Origin of the sequence: Paenibacillus sp. S25 (assembly GCF_019454085.1) — a bacterium.
Lineage (GTDB): Bacteria > Bacillota > Bacilli > Paenibacillales > Paenibacillaceae > Paenibacillus > Paenibacillus polymyxa_B.
In genome coordinates this window covers 4043763-4055610 of record NZ_CP073683.1, presented here as the reverse complement: position 1 = coordinate 4055610, position 11848 = coordinate 4043763, and the positions used below count along the sequence as shown (strand labels likewise).

The following is an 11848-nucleotide window of genomic DNA, read 5'->3' as shown; positions in this document are numbered from 1 at the left end:
TAAAATAAATAACTGTATACATGTGCCCTTCGGATCTAATGACCGAGGGGTTTTTAATTGTTCTGCATATGAAAAATCGAAAGAAGGATGAAGTCTGAATAATACGGGCAGGGGGTTAAGTGTACTCTGTGCCCACCTTCATGTACAATAATAGGAAACATGTTGCTATCTAGGAGGTTTACAGAGCTATGCCCGTACGTCAAGAATCTGTGCAGATTGTATCTGCAATCCGTTCTAATCTGGAATCATGTATATTAGGTAAATCCTTTGAAATAAAATTACTGCTTACGGCTATGCTGGCGGGTGGACACATTCTGATCGAGGACGTTCCGGGTACGGGGAAAACGCAAATGATCAAGGCTCTTGCCAAATCCATGCGCGGTGATTACCGCCGTGTTCAATGTAATCCTGATATTCTCCCGAGTGATATTACAGGGGTATCCATATTTCATCCACGGGACGAGCGTTTTTATTTCCGTCCGGGTCCTGTGATGACTAATATTTTGCTGGCGGACGAAATTAACCGAGCGACGACGAAAACACAGTCGGCTCTGCTGGAGGTTATGGAGGAACGCAGTGTGACGGTGGATGGGGACACGCATATGTTGCCTCATCCTTTTATGCTGTGTGCGACACAAAATCCGATTGATTTTGAAGGCACTTATATGCTGCCGGAAGCACAGTTAGATCGTTTTATGCTCAAAATCAGCTTGGGTTACCCTGACATGGAGACGGAGCGAAACATGCTGCTTCATCATCAGGCAGGCCAGCCAGCAGACCGTCTGGAGGCTGTAGCTCATATGGAGCAGGTTGCTGACATCCAGCAGGAAATTAGAGGAATTTATATGGACGAAGCAGTGACGTCCTATTTACTTGATATCGTGCGTGCAACAAGAGAACATCCATCCGTGCTGCTGGGAGCTAGCCCCCGGGCGGCGCTTGCTTTTGTAATGGCTGCGAAGGCATACGCTTTTCTGGACAACCGTGACTATGTGCTGCCTGATGATGTGAAGGCGCTGGCACCTTATGTGCTAACGCATCGTTTGTTGCTGCGTCCCGAGGCGCGTCTGGACAGTTCCAATGCTCAGTCTGTGCTCCAAGCTGTCCTTCGGCAGGTTCATGTACCCGTACGAATGGAGCGTCCTTAGGGAATGAATATGGTCAAAAGGAAGCGCAGGCTTCCCCGGCTGTCAGGCCGCATCTGGCTTCTGGTGGTCATATGGGTGGTGTGCCTGCTATATTTGTTGTTTCAGGGCGGCAAGACGTCGGTCATGCTGTTGTCTATGGTTACGCTGTTAATCGTTTATTTATGGATTGTTGGTCTGAGCGGAGTTCGCCGTGTGCAAGGCTCCCGGCAGCTTTCGCAAGGCTCGGAGTTTGGAGAACTGCTGCATGCGGGAGATCAGGTGCATGTAAAGCTGAGCCTCAGCATTCCTGGTTTTCTTCCGTTACCCTATGTCATTGTCCGTGAGGTCCTCAAGCGGCATACAGGTGAATCCTGGTCGTTTGAGGACAGTGTCATTCCCAGTCTAAAAGGGGGCGGTCAGCTTACATTTCAGACTCCCGCTTTAGAGCGAGGAAGCTACCACTTTGAGGAAACTGAATGTGTGAGTGAGGACATCTTCGGTCTGTTGGAGCACAAAGGCAGCTTGAACGCACGCGGTGAATTTCGGGTGCTGCCCCGAACGGTATTCATTCCATATTGGCAGATGTATGACCGTCGCTCAAGGATGTCTGGACCGCAGACCGTTCAAACTCGAACGCGGCGTGAAACGACACAAATTAACGGTGTACGAGACTATGTATATGGAGATCGGTTTTCGCGCATCCATTGGAATGCGACGGCTCGTACAGGTAGCTGGAAATCCAAGGAATTTGAGCATGAGACCGTTCCAAAAACGATGCTTGTGCTGGACGTACACATGAAGCATTATGTAAACGCCGAACAGTTTGAGCTAGCTGTATCCTCTACCGCTTCATTGCTGGAATATGGTGGACGGGAGCGAATGGGGGTTGGATTGTGCACAGCTGGAGAAAAAGGCACTGTCTATCAGCCAAGTGAGCAGACATTGGAACGACAACGAATGATGCATCACTTGGTAGACATACACACAACTTCACAAGGTAGCTTGAAATCCGCTATAGAAAGCAGTGTGCGCCAGTTTCCGCAAGGCTGTTATTTTATACTGATTAGTCCACTGAAGGATTATCAGGCGATGGAGCTTCTTCGCTGGGCCGATACCCGAGGGATGACTCCGTGCCATGTCTATATCGGAGAAGGTTCTGCTGAGGGAGAAGCTGAAGAATGGATGAGCATGCTTCGTGCAAGGGGAATCAAGGGCTACGATGTTGAGAGCCTTGAAGAGCTCCCGGCTGTAATGGGGGGAGGGACACTATGAAGAGCTGGTTACAATCGTTAAAGGGTTCCTGGGCCCCCGCTTTTACATTTTTATGGATTATTATTATTGCCATGCAATGGGTTTCTTTTGCTTCCGAATTATGGCTGAAAGAGACAAGAGCACTTATACTGATGACCATTACAATGCTGGCTCTGGTGAAGATTGTACTACCATTTCGTCCTTGGATTGAATTTATTGTTAAGGCGGCGGCGCTGTTTTTTATTTTGTATCGGACATTGGTGTCTTACTCCATCATTATCCCCTTCGGAGGGGTAGCCAATCGCCTGGACCAATTTATATCCAATATGTCTCCTTATATTTGGTTTTCCCTCATCGCTTGGCTAGTTATTGAAATGGTGCCGCTCATCGTTACAACGAAGCAGCGGATTCTTGTTTTTGTGGGTATTAATATCGCCGCGCTGGCAGTGCTTGATTCCTTTACGCCAACTGTGCTGTGGGAGGAGGTTGCCTGGATCGTCTTTGCTGGTATGGGTTGGCTAGTGACACAGCATCTGCAGTATTTTCGGCAGCATTATCCTCAAGGGTGGAAGCATATTCGACGCTATCCATATAAAATAGCAGCCAATATTGCGGTCATTTTTGCGCTCATTATTATGGCTGGTGTCAATATGCCCGAGGTACAGCCAGCTTTGACGGATCCCTATACAGCGTGGACCCAGAGAAATAGCTCAATCACCGCCGGGATTAGCAATGGATCTGGGGCACTGAATCAGCGGATGAACACCGCATCAGGTTATAGTCGCCAGGATAATCGTTTGGGTGGAGGTTTTAATTTTGATTATTCTCCTGTCATGACCATAACGACCACTCAACGAAGCTATTGGCGGGGGGAAACGAAACGAACCTATTCCGGTACAGGCTGGAGTGACGGGGGAAACGATGATCAAACGCTAAATGATGTTCCAATGACCGCAGAGCTTGAAAACACACAAGAAACGCGGCATTCGACTGAGCAGGTCGTTCAGACCATTACGATGCAAAACGACCAGAGCTATCCTGTTTTGTTTGGTGCCTATTCGGTACAGCGTGTTCAATCGGTGGACAGAGATTCACGGGCAGACGGGTTACGGTGGAACCCGGAACAGGCGGAACTGCTTTGGAATCCATCCTCCCGAAGAACTGCTTATCCTAAAACGTATACTCTGGTATCACATGTCCCTGTGATCCCTGAGAAAGAGCTACGCACAAAAACTTTTAATGGGTTGTACGGAAAAAACAAACAGGATGCCTATCTACAAATTCCAGATGAGTTGCCACAGCGGGTTCGTGATTTGGCTCAGAACGTAACGTCAACGGCGAAAACGCCGTATGAAAAAGTCGGATTACTACAGCAGTATTTGCAGCAAAATTATGCATATACGAACAACCCGGACCTCTCACGGAAAAGAAGCAGAGATTTTGTGGATGCCTTTCTGTTTGAGATTCGGGAGGGCTATTGCGATTATTATTCCACCTCATTAGTCATGATGGCTCGCTCTGTTGGGGTTCCAGCCCGTTGGGTTAAAGGGTATGCACCTGGTCAGCAGACGTTTTCAGATGATGCAACAACGGGCGAAGGTGACGAAAATATGTCCTCTTACTCCGTGACAAATGCGGATGCTCATTCCTGGGCGGAAGTATATTTAGGTGAATACGGTTGGGTTCCTGTAGAAGCTACGCCGGGCTTTGATATGCCGCTGCTTACGGAACAGGAGGATTCAAAGACTCCAGAAGCCCCAGAGGTTAAAGATCAATCTGAACCAGAACAGCCTGAGCAGAACCCGCAGACTGATCCGGAGGAAGGTTCAAAGATTCATCCTGTAATTATAGGTTCTGCTGCTGCAATTCTGCTGCTGTGGGCTGCTTATATCGTCTGGCGTAATCGGGCAGACATTCACTTTTACCTGCTGCGATTACGCAGAGGTAAGCCGCTGACCCCGGATGAAAAGGTGGTCGTCGAAACTGAGCACTGGTTAAGGTACATGCGAAGAAAGGGATTTGTCCGTGCCAGTCACGAGACGCTGAGGGAATCAGTTAATAGATGGTCGCTAGAAGTACCAGAACACGCTTCAATTTTACATCAGCTGCTTGGACGATTTGAACAAGCGCGTTATAGTCCCTCATCCGTAACCGCAGAAGATTGGCATATGGTTCGCCAGCAGGCCTCTCTGTTACACAAAGAAGGATGGATAAAACGATGGGCTGGACGAAAAGCTGCGACGGATCAGAAGGATCAAGACTAGTCTATTTTTGATTAGGTTCAATTTGCCGTCTATTTTAATCTTTAGCTATATATTTAGTGAAAAAGCTGTCCGTTTGTTGCGGATAGCTTTTTACTAAGCCATAGTAATATGGTATAGTTTGTCGTATGAAACTGAGGTGACCGACGTTGTTTGAAATGCTGATGCCCAAATTACGGGTGAATACCGTCTTTGATATTGATCTTGAAGGCTTGTATGCTCAAGGATATCGCGGCATTATTACGGATCTGGATAACACGCTGGTCGGCGCAAAAGCGCCGAATGCGACTCCCGAGCTGGTGGCCTGGTTTGAGAAGGTCAAACAGGCGGGTTTTAAGCTTGTCATCGTGTCTAACAACAATATGGACCGTGTATCCGTGTTTGCTACGCCTTTGGACATTGAATTTATACATGCCGCACGGAAGCCTTCCAACTCGTCTTTTCGTAGAGCCATCCGTATGATGGGGCTGACTCCGGAAGAGACTATTATGGTCGGAGACCAAATGTTGACGGACGTATTGGGAGGTAACCGACTGGGATTGCATACGGTGTTGGTGCTACCGATATCCATTCATGATGAAGGAGTCATGACCCGATTTAATCGGCGGTTGGAGCGAATCGCGCTCACAAGGTTACGTAAGAAAGGCTTATGGCTTGAGGAGGAAAAGAAGAATGACTGAAAGACCTGACGGCGGCACTGCCGTCAAATGTAGTGGTTGCGGTATCACCGTGCAGACCACTAGCCCGGAGCTTCCGGGATATATCCCTGAAAAATTGCTTACTCGCGAACCTGTCATCTGTCAGCGTTGCTTCCGGATCAAAAACTATAATGAGACGTCTTCAGTGACGGTGGATCAAGATGAGTTCTTGAAGCTGCTCAGCCAGATTGGGGACAAGAATGCGCTTGTCATCCACATTGTAGATATTTTTGATTTTGAAGGTAGCTTGATTTCCGGTCTGCAACGCTTTGTAGGCTCCAATCCGGTTATACTGGCTGTGAACAAGACCGATTTGCTGCCTAAGGTAACGAATTGGAACAAGGTACGTAACTGGGTACAAAAGCAAGCGAAGGAGCAAGGACTTCGCACGGAAGAAATTGTTCTGTGCTCAGCTAAAAAAAATCAGGGCTTTGACCGTCTGTTGGATGTGGTATCTGAGCTCCGTGGTAACCGCGATGTATATGTGGTCGGAGCGACAAATGTGGGTAAATCCACGCTCATCAACCGCTTGATTCGTGATTATAGCGATATGGAGCAGGAACTTACAACGTCCCGTTACCCGGGGACTACACTCGATATGGTGAATATTCCGCTCGACGACGGCAAGCATATTATTGATACTCCGGGTATTGTATACCCTTGGCGATTCAGTGAGATCGTCTCCCGTCAGGACTTGAGTGCTATTATGCCGGATAAGCCGCTGAAGCCTGCTGCGTATCAGCTTGATGCCGGACAAACATTGTTTTTCGGCGGTATGGCCCGATTTGATTTTGTGGAGGGTCAGCACCAATCATTTACCTGCTACATTAACGGTGGTCTTAAAATACATCGCACGAAGCTGGAGCGGGCTGATCAGTTGTTCGCTGATCATGCCGGGGAATTGTTATCTCCGCCAACACGAGATCAATTGGCAGAAATGCCGGAATGGACAAGACATGAATTCCGCGTTCCACGCAAATCTCCATCGGACATCTACATTTCAGGTTTGGGATGGATCAGAGTGAATAGCGAGAACGGAGCTCTGGTTGCGGTTCATGCTCCTCGGGGAGTCCGTGTGCTTTTGCGGCCTGCGTTGATATAACGTTGCTGTAACCATGTTATAGGGCGGCAAGGAACAGGTACTGGTTCCTGCCGCCATTCATGTATTTGTGCGGCCTAATATTTTGCAATATGGGGGAGAGCAACGATGAACAGCGGGGAGTCTGAAGCGACCGAACAAGGTCTTGTACTATTGGGCGTATTGGGTGATCCGATCAAGCACTCCAAATCGCCTCTTATGCATAAAATAGCTTTACAGGCAGCGGGGATTGAAGGAGATTTTGTACCTCTTCATGTCAAACCGAATCAGCTGGAAGATGCCATGAAGGGGATTCGCGCTATGCATTTCCGCGGAGTCAATGTGACGATTCCCCATAAAGTCGAGGTTATGAAATATCTGGATGAGATTGATGAAGGGGCCAGACTCATTGGCGCTGTCAATACGATAGTGAATGACAATGGACGGCTTAAGGGCTATAACACGGACGGAATTGGCTACGTACGTTCCCTCAAAGAAGAGACTTCTGTCGATTTGAAGGGAGCAAGAATTGCTGTTCTTGGAGCCGGAGGGGCTGCTCGTGGCGTAATTCATGCTCTATTGGAAGAGCGACCGGAATCGGTTATTATTTTGAATCGAACACGTGACAAAGCTGAGCAACTGGCATTAGAGTGGACGACGGAGGCGATCCCAGTAAGGGGGTATTCCAACGAGGAGGCCAAGAGCGTGCTCGCCACAGTGAATGTGTTGATTAACACAACCTCGGTGGGAATGTCTCCTTTATCGGATGAACTTCCACTGGAAACGAGCTTGATTCCGGAGGGAATCATTGTGAGTGATTTGATCTACAATCCGCTGGAAACGAGACTTTTACGGGAAAGCCGTGAACAGCGCGGCTGCACTGTACATGGGGGCTTGGGTATGTTCGTGTACCAGGGGGCTGTGGCTTTTGAGTATTTTACAGGGGTTGTCCCTGCTGTAGAGCAAATGAGAGCGGCTGTGCTGAGTAGCCTGTCGTAGGTAAGATTGTACATTAAAATTATGGAAATGCTGCATTGCATATGTGGCGACGAAGGGGTTAAATATACATGTTAACAGGTAAACAAAAAAGATATTTGCGTTCAATGGCGCATCATTTGGACCCGGTATTTCAAGTAGGCAAAAACGGTACGAATGAGCATCTTATGCGTCACATCAACGATGCGATTGAAAAGCGTGAGCTGATGAAAGTGCAAATTTTGAACAACTGTTTGGACGACAAACATGAAATTGCGGAAGAACTGGCCACGGAGACAGGTTCTGAGCTTGTTCAGATCATCGGGAGCACTATTATTTTGTACAAAGAATCTCGTGATCATAAGGAAATCGAGTTGCCTAGAGGATAACACGCGGGGAGAAAATTATGAAAATCGGTATTATGGGTGGTACATTTGACCCGATTCATATTGGACATCTGCTGGCTGGAGAAGCGGCAAGAGATGCCTATGGGCTGGATCAAGTATGGTTTATGCCTTCTCATATTCCTCCGCACAAGCATCAGGCGGGGGCGAGCGGTAAGGAGCGTCTGGAGATGACGAGTGAAGCGGTAGCGGGTCATCCTGCTTTTGAAGTGCTGGATATTGAAGTGCTTCGCGGAGGAGTATCCTATACCATTGACACGATCAAGGAGCTTCAGGAGTTGCACTCTGCTGTGGATTTTTATTTTATTATTGGTGCGGATATGGTGAACTACTTGCCTCAATGGCAGGGAATTGAGGAACTGGCGCAGCGAATTTGTTTTATTGGTGTTCGGCGCCCGGGGTTCCAGCTTGCGTTGGATGAGTTGCCACATTATTTGCAGGACAAGGTACTGCTGGCGGATATGCCAGTGGTGGACATTTCGTCGACGGATATTCGAGAGCGTGCTGCGGAAGGGCGCACCATCCGTTATCTTGTGCCTGATCGTGTGCATGACTATATTACAAGGGGCGGTTTGTATGAAGTACAGCCGTGAGCAATTAATGGAAGCCGTATCTGGTCAAATGCCTGAAAAGCGCTGGAAGCACACACTAGGTGTTATGCATACCTCAGTGGAGCTTGCGCAGCGATATGGAGCAGATCCGGATAAGGCCGAACTGGCGGCTATTTTGCATGATGTAGCGAAATATTGGCCTGTCCAGCAGATGGAAGAGGTGATTCGCAGTCATCCCGAATGTGATCAGGAGCTTTTGGAACATGACAAGCAGCTCTGGCATTCAGAGGTAGGATACTGCGTTGCAGCAAGAGATTACGGAGTGGATGATCCGGAAATAAGGAATGCGATCCGCTGGCATACGTCAGGACGCGTAGGTATGAGCCTGCTGGATAAAGTCGTGTGTCTTGCTGATTACATCGAACCGGGACGGGATTTTCCCGGGGTGGAGCATATCCGTAAACAGGCAAAGAAAAGCTTGGAGCAGGGCCTTATCGCTGGATTTGACTCCACGATTACATTGTTGCTGGAAAAGAAAAAGGTTATTTTTCCACTGACAGTCTTGTCGCGCAATGACTTGATTCAACAACTAAAACAGAGAAAAACGGAGGTTCATGAATGACCCTAACTAATGAGCAATTAATGCAAACAGCGGTTGATGCTGCAAATGATAAAAAGGCAATGAATATTGTCGCACTGGATTTGCGGGGAATATCACTAGTAGCTGATTATTTTGTCATCTGCCACGGTAATTCGGATACACAGGTACAGGCGATTGCAACAGAAATTCGCAAACGCGCTCATGATGAAGGTGTAACCATCAAAGGAATCGAAGGAATGGATTCCGCCCGTTGGGTTCTAATGGATTTGGGGGATGTCGTAGTGCATGTCTTCCATCGCGACGAGCGCGAATACTATAACATTGAACGACTCTGGTCGGATGCTAAGGTTGTGGAAAAGGTATGAGTTTGATCGCCGGTACTTATGTCACCATTATGGTGGATCGTGAGGTATCTCCTTTCGGTTACTTTCTCACTGTTGGTGAGCAGGATGTGCTGCTGCATTATACGGAGCTGACACGTGAAATTGAAGTTGGTGAACGGTTGGAGGTATTTATTTTTCACGATACAGAGGACCGCTTGGCCGCAACCATGAAAAAGCCGTTCTTGTCGTTGGGCGAAATGGCAAAGCTTGAGGTGGCCGATGTGCATCCGCGTTTGGGTTGTTTCCTGGAGATGGGATTGGGTCGTCAGCTTTTGCTGCCGATTCGTGAGTTGCCAGAAAACCGAGATTTACATCCTCGGGTGGGCGATTACGTGTATGCCATTATGGAGCATGACAAGCAAGGCAGATTGCGAGCTAAGCTGGCAGGGGAACAGGAGCTGGCTCCATTGTGCTTCCACGCCCCTGATTCGTGGTTAAATACATGGGTGCAGGCGACTGTGTACAAGCCGCTTCAGATGGGCACATTCGTCCTGGTGGACGGAGGTGTGCTTGGTTTTGGCGCGATTGGAATGATTCATTCCTCGGAGCGTAATCGGATGCTTCGCTTGGGCGAAGAGGTCAAGGTACGGGTCACGCTTGTTCGGGAAGACGGTCGGGTCAATCTGGCGATGTCACCACGCAAGGAAGTAGGCCGTGATGAGGATGCGGATCGGCTGATTGCTTTTCTGAAAGAGCGTCCGGGCGGCGGCATGCCTTATTCCGACGCAACACCGCCGGATATTATCAAGCAACGGTTCGGTATCAGTAAATCCGCCTTCAAGCGTGCGATGGGCAAGCTGATGAAGGAAGGACTGGTTACACAGAAGGAAAACTGGACCTACCTGGTGGAGAATATACCTGAACCGAAGGACGGGAATGGGGAATAAAAAATGGCTTCTTACCGGAAGTTTGCCTATGTGTATGATGAGCTGATGCAGGACATGCCGTATCCAGACTGGTTGCGCTTTGCACGGCAGGCTTGGGATCAGTACGGTATGCCTCATACGGTGGCCGAGCTGGGCTGCGGAACGGGTTCAATTACGATCCCCCTAGTTAATTCGGGCTTCGAGGTGGCTGGAATCGACTTATCCTCTGACATGCTGGCAGTAGCCCGTCGCAAAATGGAAACCACTCCACAGGGACAGCGATTGTTTCGTGAAGGAAGCGTTCGCTGGATACAACAGGATATGAGAGAATGGATTTTACCCGAGCCTGTGGATTCTGTAATTTCTTTTTGCGATTGTCTGAATTACTTGTTGGAGGAAGAAGATATAATTTCTACTTTTCGCAGAACGCATGCTGGTCTGAAGCCTGGCGGAACCTTCTTATTCGATGTACATCATCCCCAGACGTTTTTACGTTATGATGAAGAGCAGCCTTTCGTACTGGACGAACGCTCTATCTCGTATATCTGGACATGTGCGTTGGACACTCCCCGTTGTGAAATTGAGCATCATCTTAGTATCTTTGCGAAAGCAGAACAAGAAGGACGCGATCTATACCAGCGTTTCGAGGAAATACATGTACAACGTGCCTATGACCCAGACTGGATGAAGGCAGAATTGTCCAAAGCGGGTTTTCGTGAGGTGAAGGTATATGCGGATTTTGAATGGGTAGAAGCAGAAGATGACGCGGCGAGACTGTTTTATGTTGCAGTAAAATAGCAAGGCTTCATTTAGCGAGTATGGGAAAAGAAAGACGCTTTTCATGATGACATGAAGGGCGTCTTTTTGCACTTATATATTCACTTTATAGTTCAACTGAAGCTCATCACCCGGTACACCCCGAATGCCCCAGTTATGTTTGGGCGTTTCAAATATAGTAATCTCAAGATCCTGTGGAGAAATACCCAAAAGATCGTTAATTCTTTGGAATAACAGGTTAATGAGTTGCTTCTTAGCTTCTGTCGTTCTGCCTTCAAAGATACTGATTTCAATAATGGTGTACGCCTCAGAGCGACCATCGGCATATATAAAGTCTTCCTGATCCATAGGAAAAAAACGATGAAACCTCTTGTCAGGAGGATATTTGAACGCATCCACCACAGCAGAATGAATCACCTCTGAAAGTTGCTTTTTGATTGGATTTAGAGTTTCTTTTATTCCGTAAATTTTTATCTGTGCCATTTCTCAGCTCACCTTTCTTATCTCAACTCATCTCAACTTGAAGCGATTTAACTCGGAATTATTATAAAACATTCGTATGCATGTGTCATGAACAATTAGTATGAAGAGGGTCTTTAACACCAAAGGTAGTCCTTATTTGACTTTTTTCGCGGTTTTCAATATAATAGTGCCATTATTAACGGTTAAACAATCGCTGATGAGGAATAGTAGCTTTGTCTGGACATGTAGAGAGCCGGCGGGTGGTGCAAGCCGGTTGACAGTGCAAAGTGAACTCGCCTCGGAGATATGCGTCCAACGCAGGAACGCCCTATACAGGTGCTTGTATCCTGTTATTAACCCGCATCGGATCACCTCCGTTATCAGGTGCAAAGGGAGTAGAACGCGAAGAACGCT

General features: G+C 47.9%; 13 protein-coding genes and 1 other annotated feature (1 of these 14 running past the window's edge). Of the genes, 12 read left to right on the top strand and 1 reads right to left on the bottom strand.

Going from position 1 to position 11848, the window contains the following annotated elements:
- Positions 1 to 188: 188 nt before the first annotated feature.
- The 12 genes from KAI37_RS17680 to KAI37_RS17625 all read left to right on the top strand — a co-directional run bounded on the left by KAI37_RS17680 (position 189) and on the right by KAI37_RS17625 (position 10993).
- Positions 189 to 1148, top strand: a complete 960-nt coding sequence (locus KAI37_RS17680) for an AAA family ATPase (RefSeq protein ID WP_028540432.1) — start codon at positions 189 to 191, stop codon at positions 1146 to 1148.
- A gap of 3 nt (positions 1149 to 1151) precedes the next feature.
- The gene (locus tag KAI37_RS17675; protein WP_071641891.1) at positions 1152 to 2399 is read left to right on the top strand and encodes a DUF58 domain-containing protein; all 1248 of its coding nucleotides are present in this window, start codon (positions 1152 to 1154) and stop codon (positions 2397 to 2399) included.
- A complete protein-coding gene (locus tag KAI37_RS17670) occupies positions 2396 to 4642 on the top strand; it encodes a transglutaminase TgpA family protein (protein ID WP_220029906.1) in 2247 nt (748 codons plus the stop codon). The genes KAI37_RS17675 and KAI37_RS17670 overlap by 4 nt, the downstream gene beginning before the upstream one ends.
- 146 nt (positions 4643 to 4788) lie before the next feature.
- Positions 4789 to 5319: a YqeG family HAD IIIA-type phosphatase gene (locus KAI37_RS17665; RefSeq protein ID WP_013311200.1), complete on the top strand. Its 531-nt coding sequence runs from the start codon at positions 4789 to 4791 to the stop codon at positions 5317 to 5319.
- Positions 5312 to 6439, top strand: a complete 1128-nt coding sequence (gene yqeH, locus KAI37_RS17660; protein ID WP_023989533.1) for a ribosome biogenesis GTPase YqeH — start codon at positions 5312 to 5314, stop codon at positions 6437 to 6439. The genes KAI37_RS17665 and yqeH overlap by 8 nt, the downstream gene beginning before the upstream one ends.
- Before the next feature lie 105 nt (positions 6440 to 6544).
- Complete coding sequence (gene aroE, locus KAI37_RS17655; RefSeq protein ID WP_071641888.1) at positions 6545 to 7414, top strand: shikimate dehydrogenase; 870 nt, start codon at positions 6545 to 6547, stop codon at positions 7412 to 7414.
- Between the two features lie 68 nt (positions 7415 to 7482).
- Positions 7483 to 7779, top strand: a complete 297-nt coding sequence (gene yhbY / locus KAI37_RS17650; protein WP_071641887.1) for a ribosome assembly RNA-binding protein YhbY — start codon at positions 7483 to 7485, stop codon at positions 7777 to 7779.
- 17 nt (positions 7780 to 7796) lie between these two features.
- Entirely contained in the window at positions 7797 to 8387 is a 591-nt protein-coding gene (gene nadD, locus KAI37_RS17645) for a nicotinate-nucleotide adenylyltransferase (RefSeq protein WP_220029905.1), read from the top strand.
- A complete protein-coding gene (gene yqeK, locus KAI37_RS17640) occupies positions 8371 to 8967 on the top strand; it encodes a bis(5'-nucleosyl)-tetraphosphatase (symmetrical) YqeK (protein WP_023989530.1) in 597 nt (198 codons plus the stop codon). Before nadD ends, yqeK begins: the two co-directional genes overlap by 17 nt.
- Positions 8964 to 9311 (top strand): ribosome silencing factor, encoded by a 348-nt coding sequence (gene rsfS / locus KAI37_RS17635; RefSeq protein ID WP_013311194.1) that lies wholly within the window; start codon positions 8964 to 8966, stop codon positions 9309 to 9311. Before yqeK ends, rsfS begins: the two co-directional genes overlap by 4 nt.
- Positions 9308 to 10216: a CvfB family protein gene (locus KAI37_RS17630; protein WP_076293525.1), complete on the top strand. Its 909-nt coding sequence runs from the start codon at positions 9308 to 9310 to the stop codon at positions 10214 to 10216. Before rsfS ends, KAI37_RS17630 begins: the two co-directional genes overlap by 4 nt.
- A gap of 3 nt (positions 10217 to 10219) precedes the next feature.
- On the top strand, positions 10220 to 10993 hold the full coding sequence (locus tag KAI37_RS17625; protein WP_071641879.1) for a class I SAM-dependent DNA methyltransferase: 774 nt from the start codon (positions 10220 to 10222) through the stop codon (positions 10991 to 10993).
- Between the two features lie 72 nt (positions 10994 to 11065).
- Here KAI37_RS17625 and KAI37_RS17620 read toward each other — a convergent pair whose 3' ends face one another.
- Positions 11066 to 11455 carry a tautomerase family protein gene (locus KAI37_RS17620; RefSeq protein ID WP_071641877.1) on the bottom strand — a complete coding sequence of 130 codons (390 nt, stop codon included), beginning with the start codon at positions 11453 to 11455 and terminating at the stop codon, positions 11066 to 11068.
- A 184-nt stretch (positions 11456 to 11639) separates the two neighbouring features.
- Positions 11640 to 11848, top strand: a binding site (T-box leader) (it continues 49 nt past the right edge of the window).

What these genes read in the sequence shown, in the direction of transcription:
- KAI37_RS17680 (WP_028540432.1), top strand. Translation starts at nt 189, where the DNA reads ATGCCCGTACGTCAAGAATCTGTGCAGATTGTATCTGCAATCCGTTCT.
- KAI37_RS17675 (WP_071641891.1), top strand. Translation starts at nt 1,152, where the DNA reads ATGAATATGGTCAAAAGGAAGCGCAGGCTTCCCCGGCTGTCAGGCCGC.
- KAI37_RS17670 (WP_220029906.1), top strand. Translation starts at nt 2,396, where the DNA reads ATGAAGAGCTGGTTACAATCGTTAAAGGGTTCCTGGGCCCCCGCTTTT.
- yqeH (WP_023989533.1), top strand. Translation starts at nt 5,312, where the DNA reads ATGACTGAAAGACCTGACGGCGGCACTGCCGTCAAATGTAGTGGTTGC.
- aroE (WP_071641888.1), top strand. Translation starts at nt 6,545, where the DNA reads ATGAACAGCGGGGAGTCTGAAGCGACCGAACAAGGTCTTGTACTATTG.
- yhbY (WP_071641887.1), top strand. Translation starts at nt 7,483, where the DNA reads ATGTTAACAGGTAAACAAAAAAGATATTTGCGTTCAATGGCGCATCAT.
- nadD (WP_220029905.1), top strand. Translation starts at nt 7,797, where the DNA reads ATGAAAATCGGTATTATGGGTGGTACATTTGACCCGATTCATATTGGA.
- yqeK (WP_023989530.1), top strand. Translation starts at nt 8,371, where the DNA reads ATGAAGTACAGCCGTGAGCAATTAATGGAAGCCGTATCTGGTCAAATG.
- rsfS (WP_013311194.1), top strand. Translation starts at nt 8,964, where the DNA reads ATGACCCTAACTAATGAGCAATTAATGCAAACAGCGGTTGATGCTGCA.
- KAI37_RS17630 (WP_076293525.1), top strand. Translation starts at nt 9,308, where the DNA reads ATGAGTTTGATCGCCGGTACTTATGTCACCATTATGGTGGATCGTGAG.
- KAI37_RS17625 (WP_071641879.1), top strand. Translation starts at nt 10,220, where the DNA reads ATGGCTTCTTACCGGAAGTTTGCCTATGTGTATGATGAGCTGATGCAG.
- KAI37_RS17620 (WP_071641877.1), bottom strand. Translation starts at nt 11,455, where the DNA reads ATGGCACAGATAAAAATTTACGGAATAAAAGAAACTCTAAATCCAATC.